The following is a 26,958-nucleotide window of genomic DNA, read 5'->3' as shown; positions in this document are numbered from 1 at the left end:
TCCAGGGCGGCTAGCGCACCCGCCACCGCGGCAGCGGCTCGGTGAGGGCCCGGCGGCGCAGCTCGCCGAGGTGCACGCCGCTCGTGCTCGGCCGGTAGTCCACGACGTAGGGACCGGTCAGCACGGCGGCGAGCTCGCGGCTCAGGCCGTAGCCCGCGTGGTCGTGGTCGACACCGGCGTCGGCGGCGACCCACGCGCGCAACCGGTCGCGCAGGTCGTCGGGGATCTCCAGGTCGACCGGCAGCGTGATGCCCTCCCCCGACATCCGGATCGGGACGGGGGCCTGGGAGGCGGGCGCCTCGGTGAGCACCCGCAGCGCGAGGTCGGTGGTGGCCGGTACGCCGAGGTAGCCGACGACGCGCATCACCCGCTCCGGGTCGAGCGGCAGCAGCCCGGGCGTGCCGGGCTCGTCCGGGGTGAGGCCGAGGTCGAGGTCGGTGCGCCCGGACATCATCGCGAGGTTGAAGTCGAAGCGCTCACGGGCGCCCTCGGCGGTCAGCTTCTTCAGCAGCGACGCGCCCATCCGGCGGGCGCCGGTCTCCTCGCACCAGGAGTCGATCGTCGCGACGAGGGTGGCCCCACCGGTGTGCTCGATGTCGGCCCAGACGGCCTGCATCGAGCCCATCAGCTCGAGCAGCACGGGTGCGGTCTTCTCGCCGATCCCGGGCACGCCGGGCAGGTTGTCGCTGGCGTCGCCGCGCAGCGCGGCGAAGTCGAGGTAGTGGTGGGGGGCCACGCCGTACATCGCCCGCAGCCGCGCGGGGTTGAGCAGCGGGGAGCCGTTGATGCCGCCGGTGATCAGGCGCAGCACCTGGGTGGTGTCGCTGATGTGGGCGAAGGCGTCGCGGTCGGAGGTGATCAGCACGCACCGCCAGCCGTGCCGCTCGGCCCAGGTCGCGGCGGACGCGTTGACGTCGTCGGCCTCGAGCCCGTCGGGCGTGACGGTCAGCAGCCCCAGCGCGTCGAGCAGGTCGGCGGCGCGGTCGAGCTGGTCGACGAGGTCGGCGTCCTTCTCCGCGCGGCCTGCTTTGTACGCCGGGTAGGCCTGCTCGCGCACCGACCGGCGGCGGTCGTCGATCCCGAAGAGCACCGCGTCGGGCGCGAACTGGTCGATCGCCTCCAGGATCTGCCGCAGCATCCCGTGCAGCGCCCACACCGGCCGGCCGCTGGCGTCGCGCAGGCCGGAGTCGACGCGGGCGTGGTGGTTGCGGTGCAGCAGCGACGGCGCGTCGACGGCGAGGAGGAGGCGGTCGGTCACAGGAGCCCGATCCCGGCGGCGTGGCGGCGTACGGCGTCGCTGTCGGCAGCGAGCACGAAGGGCACGTCGTGCGCCCATCCGTCGGTGACCGCCTCGACGCGGCCGTCGCCGGGGTCGAGCCGGACCTCGCGGATGTAGACGGCGAGCACCCGGCCGGGGTGGGCGCGGACGATGTCCGCGTAGATCTGCGGGTCCTTCTCGCCGGAGTCGCCGATGAGCACGAACGACAGGTCCGGGTGCAGCCGGAGGATCTCCTCGATCCGGTCGTGCTTGCGCGCGCGGCCGTCGTGGTTGCCGATCAGGTCGCGCAGCAGCAGCGGCCCGGCCGGGAAGGCGCGGTGCTCGAGGAAGCCCTGGAGGAAGGAGTGGAGGTTCCAGGGGCTGGAAGAGACGTAGAAGACCGGGTTGTCGGCCCCGGCGAGGTCGCGGTAGAGCTCGGCCGCGCCCGGGAAGGGCGTGCGGGTCAGGGCCGAGCCGGTGAAGGTCTGCGCGAGCATCAGACCGACCCGCTGCACCCCCGTCTCGAGGATCGTGTCGTCGACGTCGGAGATCACCCCGAAGCGGGCCTCCGGCCCGGGGACGCGCACCCGGAAGGTGGTCCGGTGCGGGTCGGTGAGACCGCGGTGCTCGTCGGCCAGCTCGACGGTGCCCTCGGTCCACGGGCTCGTCGTGGCCCCGGGCGAGAGCTCGACCCGGAAGTAGCCCTCGCCGTCGGAGGCCGCCTCGACGCTCGTCCCGCCCACGGTGACCCGGAGCGGTACGCCGGGGAGCTCGTCGGTCACGAACTGCCCGATCGTGCGGGCCAGCGCCGCCCCGACCCCCTCGCCCTCGACGGCGTCGGACGGGGGCGGGTTGTCGAGCACGCGGCCGCGGACGACCACGCCCTCCGTCGTACCGTGGCCGCCGAACGTGGCGAACCGGAAGTGCTCCGGCGGCCGCCCCTCGCGACGGCGACGACGCAGCCCGTCCCAGGCGCGCTCGGCCTCGACGAGCAGCCACTGCTTGCGTCCCACGGGCTCGAACCTACTGTCGGCACCCTCGGCTTGAATGGGCGCATGCTCCTCGCGGACGTCGTCGCCACCTCGGCCACGGTCGCCGCCACCCGCTCGCGCAAGGCGAAGGTGGCCGCGATCGCCGCGCTGCTCACCTCCGCGCCCGCCGACGAGCGCGAGACCGTGACGGCGTACGTCGGCGGCGCGCTGCGCCAGCGGCGCACCGGCCTGGGCTGGCGCGGGCTGTCGTCCCTGCCCCCGCCGGCGGCGACCTCGACGCTGACGGTGAGCGAGGTCCACGAGGCGTTCGAGGCCCTGTCCGCTCTGTCGGGGGCGGGGTCGCAGGCGGCCCGGGCGGCGGCGGTCGAGGAGCTCTTCGGCCGCGCGACCGACGAGGAGCAGGCCTGGCTGCGCGGGGTCGTCACCGGCGCCGTACGGCAGGGCGCGCTCGACTCGCTGGTCCAGGAGGCGCTGGCCGTGGCGGCCAAGGTGCCGCTCGCGGCCGTGCGACGTGCCGCGATGCTCGCCGGGTCGACCGTGGCCGTCGCGGGCGCGGCCTTCGCCGGTGTCGAGGCGCTCGGCGAGATCGGACTCGAGGTCGGCCGACCCGTGTCACCGATGCTCGCCTCGAGCGCACCGACCGTGGCCGACGCCCTGGCCAAGGCCGGCACCGGGTCGCCGGTGGCCGTCGACGTGAAGCTCGACGGCATCCGGATCCAGGTGCACCGGTGGGACCACGAGGTGCTGGTCGCGACCCGGTCCCTGGAGGACATCACCGCGCGGCTGCCCGAGGTGGTCGAGGTGGCGCGTTCGTTGCCGTCGTCGCGCTTCGTGCTCGACGGGGAGGCGCTGGCGCTCGCCGACGACGGCCGGCCGCGGCCCTTCCAGGAGACCGCCTCGCGCACGGCCATGACCGAGGGCGTCGTCGTGACGCCGTACTTCTTCGACGTGCTCCACCTCGACGGCGAGGACCTGCTCGACGCGTCCGCCGCCGATCGCGCGGCGGCGCTGGACCGGCTGGTGCCGGCCGAGCACCGGGTGCCCCGCCTGGTCACGGCCGATCCCGGCGAGGCCGAGGCGTTCGTCGAGGAGACGCTGCGCTCCGGCCACGAGGGCGTCGTGGTCAAGTCGCTGACCGCGCCCTACGACGCCGGCCGCCGCGGCGCCGCCTGGGTCAAGGTCAAGCCGGTGCACACCCTCGACCTGGTCGTGCTCGCCGTCGAGTGGGGCTCCGGCCGCCGCTCGGGCTGGCTCTCCAACATCCACCTCGGCGCCCGCGACCCCGCCACGGGCGGGCTGGTGATGCTCGGCAAGACCTTCAAGGGGATGACCGACGAGATGCTCGCCTGGCAGACCGAGCGCTTCACCGAGCTCGCGCTGTCCCCGTCGACGGCTCGGGAGCACTACGTCGTCGAGGTCCGCCCCGAGCAGGTCGTCGAGATCGCCTTCGACGGCGTCCAGCGCTCGACCCGCTACCGCGGCGGCGTCGCGCTCCGCTTCGCCCGCGTCGTCCGCTACCGCGACGACAAGCCGGCCGGCGAGATCGACACGATCGAGACGGTCCGCGGCCACCTGCCGTAGCCAGCGCCGCGCTAGCTGTCGGCGTCCCGCTGCCACTCGCGCTCGCGGAGCAGCCACACCGCGCCGATGCAGAGCGCCATGACGAGGACGCCGAGGCCGGCCACGCTGACCGGCGAGGCGACGATGCCGAGGGCGAAGAAGCCGATCAGCGGCAGCACCGGCGCGACCAGCGCGACGCAGAGCACGTACCCGGCGGTCCGGGACCCGGTGGTCGGCGACGGCGTCGAGCGCATGGCTCAGCGTAGCGGCGCGAGTCCTGTCACAACCGTGCAACTGGCAGTTGCACGGCCGTACACTTCCCTGCCATGAGCACCGCCCCTGAGACCGACGGCCGGCGTACGGCCGCCGCGGCGCGCCGGCGGGCGCGCGAGAAGCAGATCATCGCGGCCACGCGGTCGCTCTTCGACCAGCGCGGCGTGCGGGACGCGCAGATCGAGGACATCGCGAAGGCGGTCGGGATCAACCGGGCCATCGTCTACCGGCACTTCACCGGCAAGGAGGAGCTCTTCGCGCTCACGCTGGTCGGCTACCTCGAGGAGCTGCGCGACGCGCTCGCCGCGGCGATCGAGTCCGCGGACGCGCCGCCCGCACAGCTGGAGGCGCTGGTGGGGGCGTTCGTCGACTACGGCGTGGCGCACCCGGCCTTCCTCGACTGCGCCCAGACGCTGATGCGGCGTACCGGTCCCGACCTGCTCGACGAGATCTCCGAGAGCGCGCTCTTCCGCCTCGGCCGCGGCATCTCCTCCTGCCTGGCCCAGCTGACCCAGGTGCTCGAGGACGGCGTGAGCGCCGGCGACTTCCGGGTCGAGGACCCGGTGCTGCTCGCCAACACCCTCTACGCCAGCGGGCTCGGCGCCCTGCAGCTCGCACGCGTCGGCATCCTGGTCAAGGAGGCCGCCCCCGGCATCCCGACCGTCGGCACCATCAGCCCCGAGCAGGTCCGCACCTACCTGGTCGCCTCGGCCCTGGCACTGGCCACCCGCTGAGTCAGCGCGCCCAGCGCCGCATGGCGTCGCCGTACGGCGTCGCGCCGACGTCGTCGGTGGCGCGGTAGCCGGCGCTCGCGTAGAGCGCCTGGGCACCCACGTTCGACTCACGGGTCCACACCGAGCTCCCGGCCCACCCGCGGGCGCCAGCCAGGACGTGCGCGGCCTGGAGGAGCGCCAGCCCGACGCCCTGCCGCTGGCGCTCGGGGTCGACGAACACCATCGACACGTGCGCCCTTGTCGGGTCGCCGCTGTACGGCTCTAACAGCGCCATCGCGACCACGGCGTCCTGGTCCCGGGCGACGACCACCAGCGCCTCGGGCTCCCGCACCTTCTCGTGCACCCGCGCCACCCGGGCGTCGGACGGCGGCTCACCCGCTGCCTCCCGTGCCCGGCGCCAGCCGTCGACGGCCGGGTCGAGGTCCTCAGCACCCGCGCTCGCCTGGGACGTCATGCGGAGAGTGTCATCTATGGCACCGTCCGCATGACGTCCGGCGTACGGCGAAGAAGGGTCAGCGCTCCAGGATCGCCACCACTCCCTGGCCACCGGCGGCGCAGACGGAGATCAGGGCGCGGCCGCCCTTGCCCGACGACGCAGCCTTCTCGGCGAGCAGCTTCGCGGCCACGTTGACGATCCGGCCACCGGTGGCGGCGAAGGGGTGGCCAGCGGCCAGCGAGGAGCCGTTGACGTTGAGCTTCGACCGGTCGATCGAGCCCAGGGGCGCGTCGAGGCCGAGCCGCTCCTTGCAGAAGATCGGGTCCTCCCACGCCTTGAGGGTCGAGAGCACCTGCGAGGCGAACGCCTCGTGGATCTCGTAGAAGTCGAAGTCCTGCAGGGTGAGGCCCTGGCGCTCGAGCATCCGCGGCACGGCGTACGCCGGCGCCATCAGCAGGCCCTCGCCGCCGTGCACGTAGTCGACCGCGGCGGTCTCGGAGTCCAGCACGTAGGCGAGCGGCGCGAGGCCGTGCCCCTCGGCCCACTCCTCCGACCCGAGCAGGACCACGGACGCGCCGTCGGTGAGCGGGGTCGAGTTGCCGGCGGTCATCGTCGCGGCCTCGCCGCGACCGAAGACCGGCTTGAGCTTGGCGAGCTTCTCCACCGACGAGTCGGGGCGCAGGTTGTTGTCGCGCTCGAGGCCGCGGAAGGGCGTGACCTGGTCGTCGAGGAAGCCCCGCTCGTACGCCGCCGCCAGGTGCTGGTGGGACAGCGCGGCGAGCTCGTCCTGCTCCTCGCGACCGATCTCCCACTCCAGCGCCGTGAGCGCGGCGTGCTCGCCCATGGAGAGGCGGGTGCGCGGCTCGCCGTTCTGCGGGATCTCGAGGCCGATGTCGCCGGGCCGGATCGCGCCGAGCGCCTTCACCTTGCCGGCGGTGTCGCGCGCGGCGTTGACCTTCATCAGCTTGCGGCGCAGCTTGTCGCTGATCGCGACCGGGGCGTCGGAGGTGGTGTCAGTGCCGCCGGCGAGACCGGAGTCGATCTGGCCGAGCGCGATCTTGTTGGCGACCTCGATGGTCGCCTGGAGGCCGGTGCCGCAGGCCTGCTGGATGTCGACGGCGGGCGTCTCGGGTGCCAGCCTGGAGCCGAGCACCGCCTCGCGCGTCAGGTTGAAGTCACGGGCGTGCTTGAGCACGGCGCCGGCGACCACCTCGCCGAGGCGCTCGCCCTGGAGGCCGAAGCGCTCGACGAGACCGTCGATCGCGGCGGTGAGCATCTCCTGGTTGGAGACGTCGGCGTACGCCGTGTTGGACCGGGCGAACGGGATGCGGTTGCCGCCGAGGACGGCCACCTTGCGGATGGAGTCAGCCATGGGTTCATCCTCCGTCGGGAGCGGGAACGAGAGAAGCGAGTGAGGGGCGGATCACGAAATCTGGACTCTGAGTTACACAAGGAGTTACATACCCACCATGAGCGATCTCTACCGCGGCTTCACCGACTCCGCGATCGGCAAGCAGGTCAGCAGGCTCCTCGGCCTCCCCCAGCCCGCCGAGCTGGAGCGGTACGACGCCGGCGCACCTCTCGTCGACGGCACCGTCGCGGTCGGCGGCCGCGGTCGCCTCGCCGACGAGCTGGTCGGCATCCTCGACACGCTCGGCATCGCCGCCGTCACCGACACCAGCGGCGACGACACTTTCAAGGGCCTCGTCCTCGACGCCACCGGCCTCACCTCCAGCGACCAGCTGGTCGCGCTGCGCGACTTCTTCACCCCGCTGCTGCGTCGCCTCGACCGCTGCCCGCGCGTGGTCGTGCTCGGCACCCCGCCCGAGCTCGTGACCGGCGAGGAGCGGGTCGCGCAGCGCGCCCTCGAGGGCTTCACCCGCAGCCTCGGCAAGGAGATCGGCCGCGGCGGCACCGTCCAGCTCGTCTACGTCGCCGAGGGCGCCGAGGGCGCGGTGCACAGCACGCTCGCCTTCCTCCTCTCCCCCAAGTCCGCCTACGTCTCCGGCCAGGTGGTCCGGATCGGCGCCCACGGCAGCACCGCCGGCGGCGAGGTCGCCGACTGGCTGAAGCCGCTCGACGGCCGGGTCGCCCTGGTCACCGGCGCCAGCCGCGGCATCGGCGAGCAGATCGCCCGGGTGCTGCACCGCGACGGCGCGACCGTGGTCGGCGTCGACGTCCCGCAGGCCGCCAGCGAGCTCCAGGCCCTGATGAAGGAGCTCGACGGCGACCACCTCGTCCTCGACATCACCGCCAAGGACGCCCCGCAGCGGATCGCGCGGCACCTGAAGGAGAAGCACGGCGGCGTCGACGTCGTCGTCCACAACGCCGGCATCACCCGCGACCGCAGGCTCGCCAACATGGCGGCCTCCGCCGACAAGGGCGACCGCTTCGAGCAGGTCATCGCGGTCAACCTGACCGCCCCCGAGCGGATCACCCGCGAGCTGCTCGACCAGAAGGCCATCAACGACAACGGCTCGATCGTCGGCGTCGCGAGCATCGCCGGCATCGCCGGCAACGTCGGGCAGACCAACTACGCCGCCTCCAAGGCCGGCGTCATCGGCCTCGTCGACTCCCTCGCCGACGAGCTCGACCGCGGCATCACCATCAACGCCGTCGCGCCGGGCTTCATCATCACCCAGATGACGGCGGCGGTGCCGTTCGCGACCCGCGAGGTCGGGCAGCGCCTCAACGCGATGGCCCAGGGCGGCCTGCCGGTCGACGTCGCCGAGACGATCGCCTGGTACGCCTCCCCCGGCTCGACCGCCGTCACCGGCAACGTCGTCCGCGTCTGCGGCCAGATGATGCTGGGCGCCTGATGATCCCCGTCCTGCTCAAGGCCGCGCTCCCGAAGCTCAACCCCGGCAGCGAGCTGCCCGACCTGCGCCTGGAGCGCCACGACGTCCCGGTCGACGCCGGCCACGTCGCGTCGTACGCCGCGCTCTGCGGCTTCCCGCGCAAGGACACCCTGCCGCTGCCCTACCCGCACCTGCTGGCCTTCGGCCTGCACCTGCAGATCATGGCCGACGGGTCGTTCCCCTTCCCCGCGATCGGCACGGTGCACCTGGAGAACTCCATCACCCGGCACCGCCCGATCGCGCTGACCGAGCGGCTCCAGGTCACCGCGCACCCCGAGCGCCTGCGCCCGCACGCGAAGGGTCAGGTCTTCGACATGGTGACCCGCGTCCACTCCCGCGGCGAGCTCGTGTGGGAGGAGACCTCGACGTTCCTGCGTCGGGGCCGCGGGTCGGAGGACGCCGAGCCCGGCTCGACCTTCCCCGAGGCGCCGCCGACCGGCACCACCTGGAAGCTCGCGGGCGACCTCGGCCGCCGGTACGCCGGGGTCTCCGGCGACCGCAACCCGATCCACCTCTACGGCCTGACCGCCAAGGCGTTCGGCTTCCCGCGGCAGATCGCCCACGGCATGTGGTCGATGGCCCGCTGCGTCGGTGCGCTCGAGAACCGCCTGCCCGACGAGACCACCGTCGCGGTCGCCTTCAAGAAGCCGATCCTGCTGCCCGGCACGGTCGCGTTCGGGTCTCGGCGCACCGAGGGCGGCTACGCCTTCTCACTGTCCTCGCCGACGAGCGGTGCCCCGCACCTCGCCGGCTTCGCGACGGCCGGCTGAGGGCGTCAGCCCGCCAGGTCGAGCTCGGCGCCCGAGGCGACCTCCGCGACCAGGGCGGCGTACGCGTCGAAGCACCGCTGGTCGCTGAGCCGCTGCCGGTCGCGGTGGATGCGCTCGGCGTGCTCCTCGCGCTGCTCGTACGCCGCAAGCCAGCCGCGGGCGACCTCGACCGGGTCGCGGCCGACGACCAGGCGCGGGTCGCCGACCATCGCCGCCGCGTCCCCCACGGACATGGTCACCGGCACCGCCCCGCAGGCCATCCCCTCGAGCAGCGAGAGGGGCGCGGCCTCGCCGTACGCGCTGGTCAGCACGACCAGGTCGGCGGCGTTGTAGAGACGGGGCATGTCGGTGCGGATCCCGAGCAGGTGCACCTGCCGGTCCGCGCCGGGCCACCGCGCGAGCGCGGCGCCGAGGAGGCCGGTGAGCGCCGGGTTGGTGGCGGACATGCCGGCACCGCAGAGGACGAGGTGGGCGTCGGGGCGGGCCCGCACGAAGGAGGCGGCGGCGCGCACGAAGAGCCCGACGTCCTTCATCGGGTCGAAGCGCGCGGCGAGGACGAGCACCGGGGCGTCGTCGGCGGCGCCGAGCTCGCGGCGCAGGCCGATCCGCTCGTCGGCCGACGGGCGGAAGCGGCGCAGGTCGACCCCGTTGGGGATCACCGGCAGCTGGGCGAGCGGAATGCCGGTCGCGGCGTGGTACGCCGCCTGGGTCGACTCGGCGCAGCAGGCGGCCGCCGCGACGACGCCCTGGTCGACGAGCCGGACCAGGTCCTCCAGCGCGCGGCCCTGGTGCTCGGGGTCGGAGCGGTGCAGGCAGGTGATCACCGGCGTGCCGCCCGCCCCGGTCGCGGCGAGCGCGCCCAGCGGCTGCTCCTTGAGCGACAAGACGACGTCGGCGGCACCGCTCAGCCGCTCGACCGTCGCGAGGTCGAGCTCCGACCACGGGTCGGTGACCTGGCGGCACAGCGCGGTGATCGGGATGCCCGCCTCGGCGAGGCGTCGGTAGCCGGCGTCGTCGAAGGCGCGCTGCGTCGTCGCCTCCCGGACCGAGCGGTCGGTCAGCGACAGGACCGAGTGCTGCTGCGCGGTGGTCGTCTCGAGGCTGCGCACCACCGAGGTGTGCAGCACCCGCGCGCCGCCCGAGAAGAAGCCCTCGTAGACCGAGAGCACCCGCGGTCCGTCCTCGTTCGCACCCCACCACGCCATGCGGGCGAAGGTAGGAGCCCGAGGGGCGTGGGCGGGGTGCGTCGGGTGAGCGGTGGATGAAGGGCAGGTGACCGGCTGTGAGCACCGGTCACCTGCCCAGTGAGGTGGGCCGGTGACCGCGGTTGTGACCCCGACGCCGACCGGCTGAGACTGAGTGGGCAGCCTCAGCCGAGCACGCGCCGGCTCACCTCGGCCTGGTCGGCGAGAACGCCGGTGATGGTGGTGCTGGTCTCGTCGAGCTGGTGGCCGATCGCGTCGAGCGACGCGGTCACGGCGGTGACCTGCTCCTGGATGCGGGTGACCCGCTCGTCGACGATGGTCGTGGCGCGCGCGGTCTCGGTGGCGAGCTCCTTGACCTCGCCCGCGACGACCGCGAAGCCGCGGCCGGCGTCGCCGGCCCGAGCCGCCTCGATGGTGGCGTTGAGGGCGAGCAGGTTGGTCTGCGCGGCGATCCCGCGGATGGTCTTGACCACGTCGCCGATCTCGGCGCTCGACTCCCCCAGCCCGGCGACCAGCTCGTTGGCCTCCGCGGTGACCCGCTTGCCCTCCTCGGCGACCTGGTTGGCGGTGCGGACCTTCTCCTCGACCGTGCGGATCGAGGTCCCCAGCTCGCGGCTCGTCTCGGCGAGCCGCTCGGCGGCGTCGGCCCGCTCGAGGGCCTGGCCGACCAGGAAGGCCGTGTTGCGCAACGCCTCCTCCCGGCCCGGGCTGAGGGTCAGGGTCTCGGTCGCGAAGAAGTCCATCGTGCCGACGATCCGGTCGTGGAGCCGGATCGGCAGGCACACGCCGGAGCGGACGCCGGCCCGCTGCGCGGCGGGCGCCCGCACGCAGTCGGTGACCTCGGCGAGGTCGGGCACGAAGACGAGGTCGCCGGTCGCCCAGGTGCGGCCGGACAGGCCCACGCCGCGCTCGAAGGACGCCGCCAGCGTGACCGCGCGGAACTCCTGGCCGGCGCTGCCGGACTCGCGGGTGAAGGCGAGGACTCCCCGGTCCTCGTCGACCGACCAGAACGATCCGTACGCCCAGCCGAAACCGGAACGGATGCCGTCCAGGGCGAGCTCGAGCGCCTCGGCGCCGGTGGCGGCGCTCGAGACCGTGCGCAGGATCTGGGTGATCGTGTGCAGGTCCTGCTCCGCGTCCAGCCGCCGCTTCGTGTCGGCGGACCACGCGCACGCCTCGACGAGCCCGTCGGGCGAACCCGTCCAGCCGAGGTGGTCGCGGGCCACCCGGAGGGCGGCGCGGAGGGCCTCCTCCGAGGAGGTGGCCGAGGCGAGGGCCTCGGCCAGGGCATCGGCCGCACGGGTGTCGGGTCGGGCACTGGTCGGGTCGGCCGGGCCGGGGCGGGTGGCGGCGTGCCGCTTGCGGGGTCCGAGAAGCATGCCGGGCCGATCGGCAGCCCGCGACACCCTCCTGAGGACCCGGGCGCTGCAGGTTCCTGCAAAAACCTCGACAGGCTCCTACGCCGTGCCGGGTCCTTCGTAGCCGTCGCCGCGCGGCCGGATCAGGCCCTCCTGGGCCGCCGTGGCCACCAGCGTGCCGTCGGCGCTGAAGACCCGGCCGAAGGCGAGACCGCGCGACCCCTGGGCGGAGGGCGACCACTGGTCGTAGAGCCACCACTCGTCGGCCTTGAAGGGTCGGTGGAACCACAGCGTGTGGTCGAGCGACGCCATCTGCACCTTGGACGGGTTGACCCCGTGGACCGACAGGGTGGAGCCGAGCAGGCTCACGTCACTGGCGTAGGTGAAGGCCGCGACGTGGACCGCCGGGTCGTCGGGCAGGCCCTCGCGCAGGCGGACCCACATCCGCGCCTGGGACACGTGGCCGTCGTCGGGGTCGAGCCCGAAGCGCGTGTTGCCGAGCCAGCGGACGTCGAGGGCACCCCACTCCTTGCCGAGCGCGTCGGCCTCGGCGTTGCCGCCCTTGCGCATCACCTCGACCAGGTCGAAGCCGGTCTCGGGTGCGCCGACGGTCGGCATCAGGTCCTGGTGCTCCCAGCCGTCCTCGGGCTTCTGGAAGTTGAGGGTCTGGTAGTAGATCGCCCGGCCGTGCTGACGGGCGACGACCCGGCGCGTCATGAACGAGCGGCCGTCGCGCATCCGCTCCACGTCGTACACGATCGGGACGGAGTAGTCGCCGCCGAGCAGGAAGTAGGAGTGCAGCGAGTGGACGGCGTACTCCGGCGGGACGGTGCGGACGCCGGCCATCAGCGCCTGCGCGGCGACCTGGCCGCCGTAGACCCGGGCCCGCTGGGACTCCGGCTGCCGACCGCGGTAGAGGTCGACGTCGAGCTCCTCGAGGTCGAGGAGGTCGACCAGCTCCTGGGTGTGGTTGACCTCGGTCATCACGCCCCCTTCCGCGGCCGCATGACGGCCTCCTGGGCGACCGAGGCCACCAGCGTGCCGTCCTGGGTGAAGACCCGGGCGAGCACGAGGCCGCGACCGGCGGTCGACGCCGGCGAGACCTGGTCGTAGAGCCACCACTCGTCGGCCTTGAAGGGCCGGTGGAACCACACCGCGTGGTCGAGGGAGGCGACGAACGCGTCCGGGCCGAAGCTGACGCCGTGCGGCGCGAGCGCCGCGCCGACCAGCGTCATGTCGGAGAGGAAGGTGAAGGCCGCGCGGTGGATGAACGGGTCGTCGGGCAGCGGCGAGGACACGCGCAGCCAGATCTGCTGCCGGCCCGGGTGCGCCGGGTCGGGCTCCAGGCCACGTGCGGAGGTGCCGATGATGCGGAGGTCGGCGACCTTCCACTGGTCGGCGTGCAGCTCGTCGCGCAGCTTGGTGCTGATCGGCGTCACCGAGGGGTCGTCGGGGCCGGGCACCTCCGGCATCTGCTCCTGGTGCTCGAGGCCCGGCTCCTCGAGGTGGAAGTTGACGGTCTGCGCGTAGATCGGCCGGCCGTGCTGCTGGGCGATCACCCGGCGGGTGACGAACGAGCGGCCGTCGCGCAGCGTCTCCACGTCGTAGATGGTCGGCGTCGTCGGATCGCCGGGCTGGAGGAAGTAGGAGTGCAGCGAGTGGGCGGCGTACGTCGGCTCGACGGTGCGCGTGGCGGCGACCAGCGCCTGCGCGGCCACCTGCCCACCGAAGACCATCGGCCGGCTGGTCGGCATCTGGGCGCCCCGGAAGAGGTCGTCGTCGATCGTCTCCAGGTCGAGCAGCTCCACCAGCTCGGCGGCGTCGCGGGGCATCAGTCCTGCTCTCCCTGGCTGTCGGTGTCGCCGTCCGGGGCGTCCGGGCCGTCGAGCCCGGCGAGGAACCGCTCGAACTCACGCCCGAGCTCGTCGCCGGTCGGGAGCGGCTGGTCGGCGGCGAGCAGGCTCGACCCGCTCTCCTCGGCCCGCTCGAAGGCGTCGTACTGGCGCTCGAGCGCGGCCACCACCTCGGCGACCTCCTCGTTGTTGTCGAGGTAGCGGGTGATCTCGGCCTCGCGGTCCTCGGACTCCGCCCGCAGGCCGGACAGGTCGATGGTCAGCCGGCCGGCGATCTCGACCTGCTCGAGCAGGGCCGCGGAGGCCTGCGGGTAGTCCATCTGCGCGAGGTAGTGCGGCACGTGGGCGACGAACCCCATCGCCGGGTGGCCCCACTCGCCGAGCCGGACCTCCAGGAGCGACTGCGCGCTGCTCGGGATCCGCAGTTCGCCGCGCCAGGGGCTCTCCGCGCTCAGCAGCTCGGGGTCGTTGGCGTGGTGGGTGATCGCGATCGGCCGGGTGTGCGGCACGGCCATCGGCACCGAGCCGATGCCCACGACGCGGGTGACGCCGAGCCGCTCGACGACCTCGCGCACCGCACGGCAGAAGGCCTCCCACCGGTTGTCGGGCTCAGGCCCGTGGAGCAGGAGGTAGGGAGTGCCGCCCGCATCGGCGAGCTGGCGGACGACGAGCCGCGGCGCGTCGTAGGACTCGTAGTGGTCGCGCACGAAGGACATCGGCGGGCGTCGCGCGCGGTAGTCGTGGAGCTGGTCCACGTCGAAGGTCGCGAGGACGGGGCCGTCGGACAGGTCGACGAGGTGCTGCGCCGCCCGGCCCGCGGCGTTGCCCGCGTCGAGGAAGCCGTCGAGGACCAGGACCATCGTGAGCGTCCCGCCGTTGTCGGCCGCCAGCGCAGGGGCGTCGTCGACGATGTGGACGAGGCGTTCCGGCATGAGCACACCCTAGTGATCGCACCGTGCGCGCACCCGCGGACCGGTCCGCGGAGGGGCGAGGGAGACGTCACACCCGACCTCGGTGTCGACTCTTGTTACTCGGGGGTAATCTGACCGCGTCCATCCCGCTCCGACTCGCTCCGAGGAGATCGAGTGACCCGACAGCTGCGAGAGGTCGTCTTCGTCGACGGCGTGCGCACCCCCTTCGGCGTTGGCAAGGCCAACGGCCAGTACGCCGAGACCCGCGCCGACGACCTCGTCATCAAGTGCATCCGCGAGCTGATGCGACGCAACCCGTCGCTGCCGCCCGAGCGTGTCGACGAGGTGGCGGTCGCCGCGACCACCCAGATCGGCGACCAGGGCCTCACCATCGGCCGCACCGCCGCGCTCCTCTCGGGGCTGCCGCAGAGCGTGCCCGGCTACGCGATCGACCGCATGTGCGCGGGCGCGATGACGGCGGTCACCACGACCGCGTCCGGCATCGCCTTCGGCGCGTACGACGTCGCCATCGCCGGTGGCGTCGAGCACATGGGGCGCCACCCCATGGGCGAGGGCGTCGACCCCAACCCCCGCATCCTCTCCGAGCGGATCGTCAACCCGGACGCGCTCGTCATGGGCAAGACCGCCGAGAACCTGCACGACCGCTACCCGACGATCACCAAGGAGCGCGTCGACGCCTACGCCGTGCGCTCGCAGGAGAAGACGGCCGCGGCGTACGAAGCGGGCAAGATCCAGCCCGACCTGGTGCCCGTCGCGACCAAGTCGGCCGAGCTCGGCTGGGGTCTCGCGACCACCGACGAGCCGATGCGGCCCGGCACCACCATGGAGACGCTCGCCTCGCTGAAGACGCCGTTCCGCGCGCACGGCAAGGTGACCGCGGGCAACGCCGCGGGCATCAACGACGGCGCCACCGCCGCGCTGCTCGCCGACGAGGAGACCGCGCGCGAGCTCGGCCTGCCGGTCAAGATGCGGATGGTCGCCTACTCGTTCGTCGGCGTCGAGCCCGAGGTGATGGGCGCCGGCCCGATCCCCTCGACCGAGAAGGCCCTCAAGCAGGCGGGCCTGACCATCGACGACATCCAGGCCTTCGAGGTCAACGAGGCGTTCGCCGTCCAGGTGCTCGCCTTCCTCGAGCACTTCGGCATCGCTGACGACGACGCGCGGGTCAACCCCTACGGCGGCGCGATCGCGATGGGCCACCCCCTCGCGTCGTCCGGCGTGCGGCTGATGACCCAGCTCGCGCGGGCCTTCGAGGAGCGCCCCGAGGTCCGCTACGGCCTGACCACCATGTGCATCGGCATCGGCATGGGCGGCACGGTCATCTGGGAGAACCCGGACTGGAACGGAGCGAACGCCTGATGGCCATCGAGAACCTGCTTGCCCGCGCCCAGGAGATCTCCTCCGACGCCGAGCGCGTGACCCAGGCCCACCTCCGGAAGGTGACGCTGCCCGGCGGCGCCGTGCTCGGCCTGATCACCCTCGACAACGGCGAGGACCACACCAAGCCCAACACCTTCGGCCCGCGCTCGCTGCTCGCGCTCGACGAGGCGATCGACGCGGCGCTGGCCGACGACGAGATCACCGCGCTCGGCGTGACCGGCAAGCCCTTCATCCTGGCCGCCGGGGCCGACCTGACCTCGATCGCCGGTGGCGGCGCCGACGGCGTCCGCGTCGTGGCCGAGCTCGGCCACCACGTCTTCCGCAAGCTCGGCGAGGGCGGCAAGCCGTCCTTCGGCTTCATCAACGGCCTCGCCCTCGGCGGCGGCCTCGAGGTCGCGCTGCACTGCACCTACCGCACGGTGATGGACTCGGCGCCCGCGCTGGGGCTGCCCGAGGTCATGCTCGGCCTGATCCCCGGCTGGGGCGGCGCGTTCCTCGTGCCCAACCTGGTCGGCCCCGAGGCGGCCACGACGCTGATCCTCGAGAACCCGCTCAACAACGGCAAGACGCTGGGCGGGGCTGCGGCGTACGAGCTCGGCCTCGCCGACGCGGTCTTCTCCGGCGCGGACTTCCTCGAGCAGTCGCTGCTCTGGGCCGACGCCGTGCTGCGCGGCGAGCTCGTCGTGGAGCGGCCCGAGGTCGACCGCGGCGCCGCGTGGGACGCCGCCGTCGAGCGCGCGAAGGGCATCGCCCTGGCGAAGACCGGCGGCGCGAGCCCGGCCGCGCTCAAGGCCGTCGAGCTCATCGACGCCGCGCGCGACGGCGACCGCGACGCCGGCTTCAGCCGCGAGGACGACGCCCTCGAGGCGATGTCGCGCACGCCCGAGCTGATCGCCTCGCTCTACGCCTTCGACCTGGTGCAGAAGCGCGCCAAGCGCCCCGCCGGCGCGCCGGACCGGTCGCTCGCGCGCCCGGTCACCAAGGTCGGCATCGTCGGCGCGGGCCTGATGGCCTCGCAGCTGGCGCTGCTCTTCGTACGCCGCCTCGAGGTGCCGGTCGTGCTGACCGACCTCGACCAGGAGCGGGCCGACAAGGGCGTCGCCTACGTGCACGCCGAGATCGACAAGCTGCTCGCCAAGGGCCGGATCAACCAGGACAAGGCCAACCGCCACAAGGCCCTGGTCACCGGCACCACCGACAAGGCCACCCACTTCGCGGACGCCGACTTCGTGATCGAGGCGGTCTTCGAGGAGATGAAGATCAAGAAGTCGGTCTTCGCCGACGTCGAGAAGGTCGTCTCGCCCGAGTGCGTGCTGGCGACCAACACCTCGTCGCTGTCGATCACCGAGATGGCCGCCGACCTCGAGCACCCCGAGCGGGTCGTCGGCTTCCACTTCTTCAACCCGGTCGCGGTGATGCCGCTCCTGGAGATCGTCAAGGGTGAGCGGACCGACGACGCCACGCTGGCGACGGCGTTCGGCACCGGCAAGGCGCTGAAGAAGACCACGATCCTCGTCAACGACAGCCCGTCCTTCATCGTCAACCGGCTGCTCGGCCGCTTCATGGGCGAGGTCGGGAGGATCGTCGACGAGGGCACCCCGGTGCCGGTCGTGGACGGCGCCTTCGCGGGCGTCGCGCCGATGCCGCCGTTCGTGCTGCTCTCGCTGGTCGGCCCGGCGATCGCGCTGCACAACAACGAGACCCTGCACGGCGCCTTCCCCGACCGCTTCTACGTCTCCCCCGCGCTCGAGCGCGTGGTCGCGGCGAAGAAGGCGTCCTACTACGGCCCCGACGGCGCCATCGACCCCGAGGTCGAGGAGCTGCTCGAGAAGCCGTCCGACCCGGTCGTCCTCGACCCGCAGGAGGTGCGCACCCGCGTGCTCACCGGCCTGGCCGACGAGACCCGGCGGATGCTCGACGAGGGTGTCGTCGTCGCGGCCGAGGACCTCGACCTCGCGATGATCACCGGTGCCGGCTTCTCCTTCTGGAACGGCGGCCTCACGATGCTTCTCGAGCGGGAGGGACTCGGGAAGTTCCACTGAGGTTCGTCTGGGACGAGGCGGGTCACCGGGTGCGGTGACCCGCCTCGTCTGCTGTCCGGGACTAGTGTCGGCCGGGTGCGAGAGCCCGATCCGATCTTCGCCGACCCCCGACTGGCTCCGCTCTACGACCCGCTCGACCCGGACCGCTCCGACCTGGACGCGTACGTCGCCCTCGTCGACGAGCTCGGCGCCCGGAGCGTCGTGGACGTCGGCTGCGGCACCGGCTGCCTGGCGGTCCTGCTCGCCGAGCGCGGGCTGAGCGTCGTCGGCGTCGATCCGGCGGACGCCTCCCTCGAGGTCGCGCGGGCCAAGCCGCACGCCGACCGGGTGACCTGGGTGCACGGCGTCGCAACCGACCTGCCGCCCCTCGACGTCGACCTGGTCGTGATGACCGGCAACGTCGCCCAGGTCTTCGTCACCGACGACGACTGGCACACCACGCTCTCCGCCGTCCGCGACCGACTGCGGCCCGGCGGCTGGCTGGTCTTCGAGACGCGACGCCCCGAGGCGCGCGCCTGGGAGAGCTGGGAGCTCCCGCCCACCACCGTCACCCTCCCCGACGGCACCGAGGTCGGCGTCGCCCGCCGGGTGACCGAGGTGGCGCCGCCCCTGGTCACGTTCGTGTGGGAGACGACCGTCGACGGCGTCGTCGTCCCGTCCATCTCGACGCTGCGCTTCCGCACGTACGACGAGCTGGTGGCGGACCTCGGAGCCCACGGCTTCGAGGCGGTCGACGTCCGCGAGGCGCCGGACCGCCCGGGCAAGGAGCTGGTGTTCGTGGCGCGGCTGGAGGAGGACGCATGACCCAGCTGCTCAGGGATCCCACCCCGGGCCGTCTGCGATTCGCCTCGCGAGTGCTCGCCGCGGTCGCGGTCTCGTCCGGCGTGGCGGCGGCGCTCGTCAGGCTGCTGGCGATCAGGAGGGCTCGGCGTCGCACGGCAGCGTGACCCGGAAGGTGCTGCCCTCCCCGACCTCGCTGGCGACGGTGATCTCGCCGCCGTGGGCGGAGACGATGGCGCTGACGATGTCGAGGCCCAGGCCGGTGCCGGGGATCTGCTCGTCGAGCGCCTGACGGCCGCGGAAGAAGCGGTCGAAGACCTGGCCGACCTCGTCGGGCGCGATGCCGATGCCGGTGTCGACCACCTCGATCACGAGCGTGTCGTCCTCCTCGCGGAGGGTCGCGGTGACGGTCCCGCCGTCGGGGGTGTACTTCACGGCGTTGGAGAGCAGGTTGTCGAGCACCTGCCGGATCCGCTGCGGGTCGGCGCTGATCACCAGGCGGCTCGGGACGTCCACGACCAGCTCGATCCCGAGGCCCTCCGCGCCCGGCGCGACCGCGTCGGCGGCCTCGCGCAGCAGGCTCGAGACGTCGACCTCCTCGAGCTGGAGGGCGTTGCCGAGCTCGGCGGCCTGGCCGACCTGGAGCAGGTCGGAGAGCAGCATCTGCAAGCGGTGGGCGTTGCGCTGGATGACCCGGAGCTGGCTGCGGACGTCGTCCGGGAGGTCCCCGCGGTCGCGGAGGATCTCGAGGTAGCCGAGCACCGACGTGAGCGGCGTACGCAGCTCGTGCGACACCGACGAGACGAACTCGTCCTTCACCTTCATCGCCCGCATCAGGTCGGTGATCTCCTGGTAGGCGAGCGCCGCGCCCAGCGGCTCACCCGCCGGACCGCGGACCTGCCGGGCCGAGGTCGAGAACGCCAACCGGGTGGCCGGGTCGCCACCGACCCAGTAGCTGTAGTCGTCGAACTCCTCGCCCTGGACCGCGCGGTACGACGGCATCTCCTCGCGGGTCATCAGGGTCTTGCCGTCGAGGTGGTAGACGTGGCCGAGCTGGCCGGCCGCGCCCTCGTGTCCGTCGGGGAACGGGATGGCGAGGGTGTCGCGGTGGCGCCGGTTCATCCGCTCGTAGGTGCCGTCCGGCCCGATCAGCAGCAGGCCGACGCTGACCGTCTCGAAGATCGCCTCCAGCCGCTCCTCGGTGTGCCGCTGCTCGGTGATGTCGAGGATCTGGGAGATGAAGTGCAGCGGCTCGCCGTCGGCGTCGCGCACCAGCGCGACCGACAGGTCGCCCCAGACGACGCTGCCGTCGGCGTGCAGGTAGCGCTTGCGGAGCCGGTAGGAGTCGATCTCGCCGGCGAGGGTCTGCTCGAAGAGCGCGAGGTCGGCGTCGAGGTCGTCGGGATGGGTGAGCTCCTGGAAGCCCCGCCGCTTCAGCTCGTCCTGGGTGTAGCCGAGCATCTCGGAGAGCGCACGGTTGACCATGAGCAGCCGACCGTCGAGCGCGACCACGGTCATCCCGATCGGCGAGTGCTGGAGCATCAGCCGCCAGAGGTCGGCATCACCCGACGGTACGTCCACGCCGCACCTCCCTCCGCGCCGCTCTCGAGCCCCGCGCTTGGCACCCGCCCGGCCCGAGTGGACGATGGGGTGATGCGACGCATCGTCTCACTGCTGGCCGCCCTCACGTGTGCAACGACGCTCGGGACCGGCCTGTCGACCGCGGCGGCCGCAGCACCCGCCCGCAGCTGGGTCGTCGAGGCGCAGCGGACCCTCAACCACCTGGGCTGCGACTCCGGCCGGCCCGACGGCCGCGTCGACCGTCAGGTCCGGGCCGCGGCGGTGCGCTTCCAGGCCGCGAGCGGTACGCCGCAGAGCGGGCACCTCACCAGCGACACCCGCCGGCGACTGCGGGCCGACGACGCCCCGCGCTGCGACCGACGACCGGTCCCGGCCGGCTCCGGCCGTGGTCGCCGGGTCGTCGTCTCCCAGGCGCAGAACTGGCTCTGGCTGGTCGGTCCCCGCGGCCGCACCCTCGCGCAGGGCGGGATGATCGACAACACCCGCGAGCTGCGCCCCGGCTCCTACACGACCGGCTCCTACTGCGGCCGGGCCGCGCGGATCGCGCGCAACTCCGACTACAGCGGCCGGCTCTGGCTCGACGACTTCGTGCGCTTCGCGCCGTGCGGGATCGGCTTCCACCGGATCCCCCGCTACAAGTCGACCGGCCGCCAGATCCACGCCGACTGGTTGCTCGGCACCGACCTCGCGGCCTCCCACGGCTGCCTGCGGCTCAGCGCCGTGATGGCCGGCAAGGTCTGGCGGTTCACCGCCCGTCGGACCGTCGTCCGAGTGCTCTAGCCCCAGGCGCGGCAGAGCCGGAGGTAGTTGGCAGCCACCTGCGCGCGGACCGCGGGCGCGTCGAGCTCGCCGCGGTCGTAGGCGAGCGCGGGACCGTTCCACAGCGAGCGGCCGACGGCGAACCCGACGTACCCCGGCGTGGCCGCCCCCACGGCCAGCCACTGCTCGACGCGCTCGAGGTCGGCGCCCCGGCCGAGCACGATGCAGGACACGTCGGGCCGCCCGTCCGCGCGCGCCGCGGCGACCACCGCGGCGGCGTCGGCGGTGGAGTCGAGGCCCTCGATCTTCCAGATGGCGGGGTCGGCGCCCGCGGCGCGCAGCCGGTGCACGGCCTCGACCATCAGCGCCGGGCGCATCTCGGCGTCCCAGCGGGCGAGGTCGGGGCCGGACGCGGCCCGCTGCTCCGGCGTCGGCGGCATCAGCACCTCGAGCATCAGCGGCAGGCCGCGCTCGAGGCACCAGTCCGACATCGCGGCGAGCCGGACCTCCTGGCGCTTGTTGAGGTCGGGGTCGCCCTCCGGGTTGTAGCGCAGCAGCACCTTGGCCAGGTCGGGGCGCATCCGGTCGACCACGGCGGCGGTGTCGGCGAGCTCCTCGCCGTACTCCCACTGCAGCTCGACCTGGCCGCTGCGCTCCAGCGGGATGCATACGAGCGCGCCGGACGCGCGGGCGTCGTCGACCAGCGGGCCGCCGTACTCCTCGTCGAGCAGGACCGTCGCACCGCGGGGGTCGTCGAGCTCGGCGAGGGCGTCGCGGAAGCCGTCGAAGACGACCCGCTTGATCGCGCGGGCGCGCTCGGTCGCGGCGGCGGAGGAGTCGATGCCGAGCAGCGTGCGGTAGGAGTCGCGGTGGTCCATCGCGAAGACCCGCAGCGGGGCCGTCCAGCCGGGGGTCACGCGAGCTCGCCCCGCTCCTCGTCGTCGGTGCGTACGGCGGTCAGCCCACGTGACGCACCGCGCGCCGGCGGCGCGATGGTGACGGTGGCACCGGCGGCGCGCAGCCGCTCGACCTCGGTGGGGTCGGCCTGGGCGTCGGTGATGATCTCGTCAACCTCTGCGATGCCGGCGATCCGGGCCAGCTGGACGCGACCGAACTTGCTGCTGTCGGCCACCACGATCACCCGCCGGGCCCGCGACAGCAGGGCTGCGTTGGTCTGCGCCTCGACCTCGTCGTGGGTGGTGATGCCGCCGACGCAGTCGACGCCGTCGACCCCGACGATCGCGACGCCGACGTTGAGCACCCGCAGCGCCTGGTCGCTCCAGAGTCCGACCAGCTCGTAGGACTGCGGCCGGGCGACGCCGCCCGGCACCACGACCTTGAACTTCGGCTTCAGCGCCAGCTCGGCGGCGATGTTGAGCGCGTTCGTGACGACCGACAGCGACTCGCGCACGGCGAGCTGGCGAGCGACCTCGAGCGTGGTGCTGCCGCCGTTGAGACCCACCACCGCGCCCATCGGGACGCGGCTGACGGCGACCCGGGCGATGTCGCGCTTCTGCGCGGTGTTGCCGGAGCGGTAGCGGACCGGGAGCTCGTGCGCGACGTCGACGGCGACCGCGCCGCCGTGGGTGCGCTCGAGCAGCTTCTGCTCCTCGAGCAGCTGGAGGTCGCGCCGTACGGTCGCGAGCGAGACGCCGAACATGTCCGCAAGCTCGGGCACGCTGATCGAGCCGACGGCGTCGAGGTGGTCGAGGATCGTCGCCACCCGTTCGGCCCGGCGCCACGGCCGCGGGTTCGAGGAGGCTCTCGGCATGGCGTCACTATGAGCGAGGCGCGCACCCGGACGCACACAAACGCGCAACGCGTGCTGCTTGTTCGTACGCCGCAGCCGACCCGCCGGTGTTCACTGACGCCATGCCGTCCTCCCCCGTGATCGCCTTCATCGGCGCCGGCAGCGTGGTCTTCACCAAGGACCTGCTGCACGACCTCGTCTCCATGCCGGAGCTGGCCGACTGCACGGTGCGGCTGCACGACATCGACGCGGAGCGGCTCGCGACCGCCGAGGGCATCGCGCACCGGATGGCCGAGCAGGTCGGGGCCAAGCCGACCGTGTCGACCCACCTGTCGCTGGCCGAGGCGGTCGACGGCGCGGACTTCTGCATCAACGCGATCAACGTCGGCGGCCACCCGGCGACCGTGACCGACTTCGAGGTGCCGGCGGCGTACGGGTTGCGCCAGACGATCGGCGACACCCTCGGCGTCGGCGGCATCTTCCGCGCGCTGCGCACCTATCCCGCGCTCGACGCGATCGCCGACGCGATGCGGGCCGGCTGCCCGGACGCGTGGCTGCTCAACTACACCAACCCGATGTCGATGAACGTCACCTACCTGGCCCGCCGGCACCCGGACATCAACGTCCTCGGGCTCTGCCACTCGGTCTTCTGGACCGTGCACGACCTGTGCGAGCTGCTCGGCGTACCGCTCGAGGGCACGTCGTACCGCGCCGCCGGCGTCAACCACCAGGCCTGGCTGCTGCACTGGGAGCACGAGGGCCGCGACCTCTACCCGCTGCTCGACGAGCGGATCGCTGCCGACCCCGAGCTGCGGCGCCGGGTGCGGGTCGACATGTACCGCCGGCTCGGCCGCTACCCCACCGAGACCAGCGAGCACTCGAGCGAGTACCTGCCGTGGTACCTCCACCACGACAGCGAGGTCGAGCGGCTCCGGATCCCCGTCGGCGACTACGTCGGGATCAGCGCCGGCAACCTCGCGGAGTACGCCGCGACGCGCGACCTGCTGCGCTCGGACGAGCCGCTGGAGACCGCCGACGCGACCGAGTACGCCCCGCAGGTGATCCACTCCCTCGTGACCGGGACGCCGCGGGTCATCCACGCGACCGTCGCCAACCACGGGCTGATCGACGGCCTGCCCGCCGGACTCGGCGTCGAGGTGCCGCTCGCGCTGGACGCCGCCGGTCCGGCGCCGGTCGCCGTCGGCGCACTGCCCGCGGCGTGCGCCGCGCTCAACCGGAGCTTCCTCAACGTCGTCGACCTGGTCGCGGAGGCGGCGTACGCCGGCGATCCGCTGCTGGTGCGTCAGGCGGCGATGCTCGACCCGAACACCGCCTCGACGCTCACGGTCGACCAGATCTGGTCGCTGTGCGACGCCATGGTCGCCGCCCACGGCGACCGACTGCCCGCACCGCTGCGCGTGCCGCTCGCGCCATAGCCCGCCGCCGCTGACGCCGTCGGTCGCGGCGCTGCTCCCGGCGCAGTCGCACCGACCAGGCCGGCTCGCGGTAGAGCGGGATGATCTCCACCTCGAGCGGCACGCACACGCGTTCCCGCGGATCGGGCATGTCCCCGAATGTAGCCCCGTCCCGGCGGTCGCGAGTGGCACGATGTCGACCATGAGCGATCTCGGCGTTCGGACACCCACGCCCAGCGAGACGAGACGTGCCCGGCAGAACCGGGTCACCTGGATCGTCGTCGCCGCGGTCGTCGCGCTCGTGGCGGCGTACGTCGTGGTCGAGCTGCTGCTGGCCCGGTCGTACGACTCGGCAACCAAGAAGGCGGCGACGTCGACCGCGCAGATCATGGCGCCGGTCATGGCCGACCTCGAGCCCTCCCTGGACGGGGAGTCGATGGACACCAGCTACGACCTCGCCCAGAAGGCCTACCAGCAGCAGGCCGCCGAGCCGGGGGCACCCGAGGTGCCCGACTACATGGACGTCGGCCTCTTCCACGGGCGCAGCGTCGACGACCCGACGGTCTGGTCGACCTTCGCCTGCGCCCTGAACCCCCGCCAGGCCAACCTGCCCGGGCTCGACGCTCCCGAGAAGTGGTGCGTCCCGCTCGACGACCCCGACGCGGAGCCGATCCGGGTGCGTGAAGGCGGCCTCTTCTTCGTCCTGAACCACTGAGCGAGGCCCGCGTGACACTCGCGTCCGACGACGGCGTCGTGGAGCACGTCCTCGTGCTCGACCGATGAGGACCGAGCGGCTGAGGCTGAGCCGGCCCGTGGCAGCCGACGCGGCGGGCGTGTTCGCGATCCTCGGCGACCCGCGCACCGTCGAGCACAACCCGTCCGACCGGCTCGCGGATCTCGACGCGGCGGTCGAGCTGGTCGACCGGTGGATCCGCCACTGGGACGAGCACGGCTTCGGCTACCGGTGCGTCCGCGAGGCCGAGTCGGAGCGCATCATCGGGTACGCCGGCGTGAAGCGGATGCTCATCCACGACCGCCCGGTCGTGAACCTGGTCTACCGCTTCGTCCCGGACGTCTGGGGACGGGGCCTCGCCACCGAGGCCGCCACGGCCGTCGTGTCGGCGACCTCGGCCGAGCTACCGGGCGAGACGATCGTGGCGCGCGTGCGGCCCGACAACACGGCCAGCCGGCGGGTGGCGTTGAAGGCCGGGCTCCGCCGTGACACCGCGCTGGACTGCCAAGGCGAGGACGGCCTCGACTGGGCCTTCACCAACCGCGGTCCCGACGTACGCTGACCTGTGTGGCCGTCGGGCTCAGCGGAGTGCACCAGCACAGCGTGTGGGCGAGCGTCGTCAGCGACGACGCCCCGGCGTTGCGTGACTGGCTGCTCGAGCTCGGGTTCACCCAGGACCTCCTGATCCCCGGCGAGAGCCCGGACGCCATCCACCACTGCCAGCTCGACTGGCCCGAAGGCGGCCGGATCCTGCTCTCCAGCACCGGCGAACGACCCACACCGTGCCGGCCGGGCACGGCCTCCCTGCACGTGGTCACCGCCGACCCGGACGCCGTGCTCGCCCGAGCCGTCGCACTGGACGCGACGCTCGTGCACGAGCTCGTCGACCAGACCGACTACCCCTCCCGCGACTTCACCGTGGCCGACCCCGACGGCAACCACTGGACCTTCGCCACGTTCGCCGGCTGACACATCTGGCACCGACGTCCGGGGTTTGCGGTGCGCCGTGTGTCAACGGACGAAGGCCACCGGGATGTGTGGATCGTCTACCTGGCCAGAGACGCGCTCGGAGCAGGCGCCACCGGCGTGGCAGAGGCTTCCTCCGCCATCTCAGAGACATTGCCGCTGGTGTCGACGCTGGTGACCGTGAACCAGTACGTCACCCCGTTCTGCAGCAGCGAAACCTCCATGTTGTCGTCACCAGTGACGCTCACGAGAGACCAGTCGGTGTCGGCAGTTCGCATCCAGACCTCGTGGTGAGCGAAGTCCTGGGGAAGAGCGCGGGACCAGCTGAGCTCGACTCCGCCGTCCCCGGCGACAGCTACAAGGTCGTACGGCGCCGGCGGTGGCGTCCGGTCCTCGACGGTCACGGTCTTGAGACCGGACTGCGCAGATGCCGCTCCACGGAAGCTCCGCGCAACAGCCCGGTATGCGTCCTGGCCCAACCTAGGTGTGAAGTTGAAGGTGGCGCGACCGCGGTGGTCGAACCTGCTCGTCCTGACCGTGTGCCATGTCCCGGCGGACCTCATCTGCAACACCACCGTGCGGCCCGGCCGGATCGGCGTTGCTCTGACGGAGGCTTGGACCTGATCGCCCTGGGCGACGGATCTGTCGTCGAAGTCGAGCATGACGCGTTGACGCTGGATGATCACGGCTCGGGCGCGACTGGTTGCCGCGGAGTACCGCTTGTTGGCCTTGGTGACCGGGTTCAGGACGGCTCGGTAGGTCACCCTGTTCTTCGGCGCGGTGAAGTGTCCAGACGTCTTGCCGTTTCGACCGGTGACTCCTGATGCAAACGAATTCCAGCGCCCGTTCACCTTCCGCTGGACGACGACAGTCCGGCTGATCGCGGGTCGCACTGAAACCTTGATCCGAAATGGCTCGCCCGCGATCCGCTTGCCCGGATTCACGACGAGGTTGACGGTTGATCGCACGTTCGTGATCTGGGGCTTCGGGTCCGGCTTGTCGCCACCCGGCAGCGACGTGCCGTAGTAGTACGGCGCGGGATTCGATTCGCATGCGATCCCGTCGCCGTCGCTGTCCAAACCGTGAGGGTCGGACTGGGGTCCGCCATGGTTCAGGAAGAAGATCTGTGCCGCTCGCTGACTGGGGAAGTCCCCGCAGTCGCGATCCGCGATAGCCATCGCGGGGGACCCGACCAGCGAGGCGAGCGCGGCCAGGAGAGCCGCAGCAACAACGAAAACAGTTCGACGAGGCACTGGCTCCTCCGAGAGCGGTGTGGCACCTGAGTTCAGGGAGGGTAGGCACGCGGCCGCGACACTGTCAGTC

Annotated in this window: 26 protein-coding genes; 12 read left to right on the top strand and 14 right to left on the bottom strand. The window is 72.7% G+C overall.

From position 1 onward, the window contains the following. Positions 1-10: 10 nt before the first annotated feature. Both K8U61_RS11340 and K8U61_RS25455 read right to left on the bottom strand, forming a co-directional pair. The gene (locus tag K8U61_RS11340) at positions 11-1,258 is read right to left on the bottom strand and encodes a 5'-3' exonuclease (RefSeq protein WP_224123129.1); all 1,248 of its coding nucleotides are present in this window, start codon (positions 1,256-1,258) and stop codon (positions 11-13) included. Then, on the bottom strand, positions 1,255-2,271 hold the full coding sequence (locus K8U61_RS25455; RefSeq protein WP_224123128.1) for an App1 family protein phosphatidate phosphatase: 1,017 nt from the start codon (positions 2,269-2,271) through the stop codon (positions 1,255-1,257). The genes K8U61_RS11340 and K8U61_RS25455 overlap by 4 nt, the downstream gene beginning before the upstream one ends. 42 nt (positions 2,272-2,313) lie before the next feature. Here K8U61_RS25455 and K8U61_RS11330 point away from each other — a divergent pair, with 42 nt between their 5' ends. Beyond that, complete coding sequence (locus tag K8U61_RS11330) at positions 2,314-3,831, top strand: ATP-dependent DNA ligase (protein ID WP_224123127.1); 1,518 nt, start codon at positions 2,314-2,316, stop codon at positions 3,829-3,831. Positions 3,832-3,842: 11 nt separating this feature from the next. Here the strand turns inward: K8U61_RS11330 and K8U61_RS11325 are convergent, their stop codons facing one another. Continuing rightward, positions 3,843-4,064, bottom strand: coding sequence for a hypothetical protein (locus K8U61_RS11325; protein WP_224123126.1), 222 nt, complete (start codon positions 4,062-4,064; stop codon positions 3,843-3,845). A 72-nt stretch (positions 4,065-4,136) separates the two neighbouring features. Between K8U61_RS11325 and K8U61_RS11320 the strand changes: the two genes are divergently transcribed. Next, a complete protein-coding gene (locus tag K8U61_RS11320; protein ID WP_224123125.1) occupies positions 4,137-4,817 on the top strand; it encodes a TetR/AcrR family transcriptional regulator in 681 nt (226 codons plus the stop codon). A 1-nt stretch (position 4,818) separates the two neighbouring features. On the opposite strand, the gene K8U61_RS11315 is transcribed toward K8U61_RS11320, so the two are convergent. Together K8U61_RS11315 and K8U61_RS11310 are read right to left on the bottom strand one after the other, a co-directional pair. Further along, a complete protein-coding gene (locus tag K8U61_RS11315) occupies positions 4,819-5,271 on the bottom strand; it encodes a GNAT family N-acetyltransferase (RefSeq protein ID WP_224123124.1) in 453 nt (150 codons plus the stop codon). Positions 5,272-5,329: 58 nt separating this feature from the next. Further along, positions 5,330-6,625 (bottom strand): acetyl-CoA C-acetyltransferase, encoded by a 1,296-nt coding sequence (locus tag K8U61_RS11310; protein WP_224123123.1) that lies wholly within the window; start codon positions 6,623-6,625, stop codon positions 5,330-5,332. Positions 6,626-6,722: 97 nt separating this feature from the next. Here K8U61_RS11310 and K8U61_RS11305 point away from each other — a divergent pair, with 97 nt between their 5' ends. Together K8U61_RS11305 and K8U61_RS11300 are read left to right on the top strand one after the other, a co-directional pair. Then, positions 6,723-8,072, top strand: a complete 1,350-nt coding sequence (locus tag K8U61_RS11305) for a 3-oxoacyl-ACP reductase (RefSeq protein WP_224123122.1) — start codon at positions 6,723-6,725, stop codon at positions 8,070-8,072. Further along, a complete protein-coding gene (locus K8U61_RS11300; RefSeq protein ID WP_224123121.1) occupies positions 8,072-8,881 on the top strand; it encodes a MaoC family dehydratase in 810 nt (269 codons plus the stop codon). The genes K8U61_RS11305 and K8U61_RS11300 overlap by 1 nt, the downstream gene beginning before the upstream one ends. 5 nt (positions 8,882-8,886) lie before the next feature. Here K8U61_RS11300 and K8U61_RS11295 read toward each other — a convergent pair whose 3' ends face one another. The 5 genes from K8U61_RS11295 to K8U61_RS11270 all read right to left on the bottom strand — a co-directional run bounded on the left by K8U61_RS11295 (position 8,887) and on the right by K8U61_RS11270 (position 14,229). Then, entirely contained in the window at positions 8,887-10,086 is a 1,200-nt protein-coding gene (locus K8U61_RS11295; protein ID WP_224123120.1) for a glycosyltransferase, read from the bottom strand. 164 nt (positions 10,087-10,250) lie between these two features. After that, positions 10,251-11,465, bottom strand: coding sequence for a methyl-accepting chemotaxis protein (locus K8U61_RS25260; RefSeq protein ID WP_272491956.1), 1,215 nt, complete (start codon positions 11,463-11,465; stop codon positions 10,251-10,253). 78 nt (positions 11,466-11,543) lie between these two features. Next, positions 11,544-12,428, bottom strand: a complete 885-nt coding sequence (locus K8U61_RS11280) for an acyl-CoA thioesterase (protein WP_224123119.1) — start codon at positions 12,426-12,428, stop codon at positions 11,544-11,546. Beyond that, entirely contained in the window at positions 12,428-13,276 is an 849-nt protein-coding gene (locus K8U61_RS11275; protein ID WP_224123118.1) for an acyl-CoA thioesterase, read from the bottom strand. The genes K8U61_RS11280 and K8U61_RS11275 overlap by 1 nt, the downstream gene beginning before the upstream one ends. Beyond that, positions 13,276-14,229 carry a proteasome assembly chaperone family protein gene (locus tag K8U61_RS11270; RefSeq protein WP_224123117.1) on the bottom strand — a complete coding sequence of 318 codons (954 nt, stop codon included), beginning with the start codon at positions 14,227-14,229 and terminating at the stop codon, positions 13,276-13,278. The genes K8U61_RS11275 and K8U61_RS11270 overlap by 1 nt, the downstream gene beginning before the upstream one ends. Before the next feature lie 153 nt (positions 14,230-14,382). Between K8U61_RS11270 and K8U61_RS11265 the strand changes: the two genes are divergently transcribed. The 3 genes from K8U61_RS11265 to K8U61_RS11255 all read left to right on the top strand — a co-directional run bounded on the left by K8U61_RS11265 (position 14,383) and on the right by K8U61_RS11255 (position 18,455). Next, complete coding sequence (locus tag K8U61_RS11265; protein WP_224123116.1) at positions 14,383-15,588, top strand: thiolase family protein; 1,206 nt, start codon at positions 14,383-14,385, stop codon at positions 15,586-15,588. Further along, positions 15,588-17,651, top strand: a complete 2,064-nt coding sequence (locus tag K8U61_RS11260) for a 3-hydroxyacyl-CoA dehydrogenase NAD-binding domain-containing protein (RefSeq protein WP_224123115.1) — start codon at positions 15,588-15,590, stop codon at positions 17,649-17,651. Before K8U61_RS11265 ends, K8U61_RS11260 begins: the two co-directional genes overlap by 1 nt. 75 nt (positions 17,652-17,726) lie before the next feature. Further along, on the top strand, positions 17,727-18,455 hold the full coding sequence (locus tag K8U61_RS11255; protein ID WP_224123114.1) for a class I SAM-dependent methyltransferase: 729 nt from the start codon (positions 17,727-17,729) through the stop codon (positions 18,453-18,455). A 111-nt stretch (positions 18,456-18,566) separates the two neighbouring features. Here the strand turns inward: K8U61_RS11255 and K8U61_RS11250 are convergent, their stop codons facing one another. Next, a complete protein-coding gene (locus K8U61_RS11250) occupies positions 18,567-20,012 on the bottom strand; it encodes a sensor histidine kinase (protein ID WP_224123113.1) in 1,446 nt (481 codons plus the stop codon). 72 nt (positions 20,013-20,084) lie between these two features. On the opposite strand from K8U61_RS11250, the gene K8U61_RS11245 reads away from it, so the two are divergent. After that, positions 20,085-20,792 (top strand): L,D-transpeptidase family protein, encoded by a 708-nt coding sequence (locus K8U61_RS11245; RefSeq protein WP_224123112.1) that lies wholly within the window; start codon positions 20,085-20,087, stop codon positions 20,790-20,792. Here the strand turns inward: K8U61_RS11245 and K8U61_RS11240 are convergent. Both K8U61_RS11240 and K8U61_RS11235 read right to left on the bottom strand, forming a co-directional pair. Continuing rightward, entirely contained in the window at positions 20,789-21,688 is a 900-nt protein-coding gene (locus K8U61_RS11240; protein WP_224123111.1) for a 2-deoxy-5-keto-D-gluconate 6-phosphate aldolase domain-containing protein, read from the bottom strand. The genes K8U61_RS11245 and K8U61_RS11240 overlap by 4 nt on opposite strands. After that, positions 21,685-22,542, bottom strand: coding sequence for a DeoR/GlpR family DNA-binding transcription regulator (locus tag K8U61_RS11235; protein ID WP_224123110.1), 858 nt, complete (start codon positions 22,540-22,542; stop codon positions 21,685-21,687). Before K8U61_RS11235 ends, K8U61_RS11240 begins: the two co-directional genes overlap by 4 nt. A 101-nt stretch (positions 22,543-22,643) precedes the next feature. On the opposite strand from K8U61_RS11235, the gene K8U61_RS11230 reads away from it, so the two are divergent. The 4 genes from K8U61_RS11230 (at position 22,644) to K8U61_RS11215 (ending at position 25,638) form a co-directional block, all read left to right on the top strand. Beyond that, a complete protein-coding gene (locus K8U61_RS11230; RefSeq protein ID WP_224123109.1) occupies positions 22,644-23,957 on the top strand; it encodes an alpha-glucosidase/alpha-galactosidase in 1,314 nt (437 codons plus the stop codon). Positions 23,958-24,138: 181 nt separating this feature from the next. Next, positions 24,139-24,651 (top strand): hypothetical protein, encoded by a 513-nt coding sequence (locus K8U61_RS11225; RefSeq protein WP_224123108.1) that lies wholly within the window; start codon positions 24,139-24,141, stop codon positions 24,649-24,651. A gap of 64 nt (positions 24,652-24,715) precedes the next feature. Then, positions 24,716-25,231 (top strand): GNAT family N-acetyltransferase, encoded by a 516-nt coding sequence (locus K8U61_RS11220; RefSeq protein ID WP_224123107.1) that lies wholly within the window; start codon positions 24,716-24,718, stop codon positions 25,229-25,231. Positions 25,232-25,236: 5 nt separating this feature from the next. After that, entirely contained in the window at positions 25,237-25,638 is a 402-nt protein-coding gene (locus K8U61_RS11215; protein ID WP_224123106.1) for a VOC family protein, read from the top strand. 77 nt (positions 25,639-25,715) lie between these two features. Here K8U61_RS11215 and K8U61_RS11210 read toward each other — a convergent pair whose 3' ends face one another. Then, the gene (locus K8U61_RS11210; RefSeq protein ID WP_224123105.1) at positions 25,716-26,813 is read right to left on the bottom strand and encodes an excalibur calcium-binding domain-containing protein; all 1,098 of its coding nucleotides are present in this window, start codon (positions 26,811-26,813) and stop codon (positions 25,716-25,718) included. Positions 26,814-26,958: the final 145 nt, after the last annotated feature.

Source organism: Nocardioides mangrovi (genome assembly GCF_020073815.1).
GTDB lineage: Bacteria > Actinomycetota > Actinomycetes > Propionibacteriales > Nocardioidaceae > Nocardioides > Nocardioides mangrovi.
Note: the sequence above shows the minus strand (reverse complement) of the source record. Positions and strands in the feature narration are given on the sequence as shown.

Coding starts and splice junctions, on each gene's coding strand:
- K8U61_RS11280 (WP_224123119.1), bottom strand. CDS start 12,428: ATGACCGAGGTCAACCACACCCAGGAGCTGGTCGACCTCCTCGACCTC.
- K8U61_RS11270 (WP_224123117.1), bottom strand. CDS start 14,229: ATGCCGGAACGCCTCGTCCACATCGTCGACGACGCCCCTGCGCTGGCG.
- K8U61_RS11245 (WP_224123112.1), top strand. CDS start 20,085: ATGCGACGCATCGTCTCACTGCTGGCCGCCCTCACGTGTGCAACGACG.
- K8U61_RS11225 (WP_224123108.1), top strand. CDS start 24,139: ATGAGCGATCTCGGCGTTCGGACACCCACGCCCAGCGAGACGAGACGT.
- K8U61_RS11330 (WP_224123127.1), top strand. CDS start 2,314: ATGCTCCTCGCGGACGTCGTCGCCACCTCGGCCACGGTCGCCGCCACC.
- K8U61_RS11305 (WP_224123122.1), top strand. CDS start 6,723: ATGAGCGATCTCTACCGCGGCTTCACCGACTCCGCGATCGGCAAGCAG.
- K8U61_RS25260 (WP_272491956.1), bottom strand. CDS start 11,465: ATGCTTCTCGGACCCCGCAAGCGGCACGCCGCCACCCGCCCCGGCCCG.
- K8U61_RS11210 (WP_224123105.1), bottom strand. CDS start 26,813: ATGGCTATCGCGGATCGCGACTGCGGGGACTTCCCCAGTCAGCGAGCG.
- K8U61_RS11300 (WP_224123121.1), top strand. CDS start 8,072: ATGATCCCCGTCCTGCTCAAGGCCGCGCTCCCGAAGCTCAACCCCGGC.
- K8U61_RS11295 (WP_224123120.1), bottom strand. CDS start 10,086: ATGGCGTGGTGGGGTGCGAACGAGGACGGACCGCGGGTGCTCTCGGTC.
- K8U61_RS11320 (WP_224123125.1), top strand. CDS start 4,137: ATGAGCACCGCCCCTGAGACCGACGGCCGGCGTACGGCCGCCGCGGCG.
- K8U61_RS11325 (WP_224123126.1), bottom strand. CDS start 4,064: ATGCGCTCGACGCCGTCGCCGACCACCGGGTCCCGGACCGCCGGGTAC.
- K8U61_RS11220 (WP_224123107.1), top strand. CDS start 24,716: ATGAGGACCGAGCGGCTGAGGCTGAGCCGGCCCGTGGCAGCCGACGCG.
- K8U61_RS11260 (WP_224123115.1), top strand. CDS start 15,588: ATGGCCATCGAGAACCTGCTTGCCCGCGCCCAGGAGATCTCCTCCGAC.
- K8U61_RS11275 (WP_224123118.1), bottom strand. CDS start 13,276: ATGCCCCGCGACGCCGCCGAGCTGGTGGAGCTGCTCGACCTGGAGACG.
- K8U61_RS11230 (WP_224123109.1), top strand. CDS start 22,644: ATGCCGTCCTCCCCCGTGATCGCCTTCATCGGCGCCGGCAGCGTGGTC.
- K8U61_RS11310 (WP_224123123.1), bottom strand. CDS start 6,625: ATGGCTGACTCCATCCGCAAGGTGGCCGTCCTCGGCGGCAACCGCATC.
- K8U61_RS11315 (WP_224123124.1), bottom strand. CDS start 5,271: ATGACGTCCCAGGCGAGCGCGGGTGCTGAGGACCTCGACCCGGCCGTC.
- K8U61_RS11235 (WP_224123110.1), bottom strand. CDS start 22,542: ATGCCGAGAGCCTCCTCGAACCCGCGGCCGTGGCGCCGGGCCGAACGG.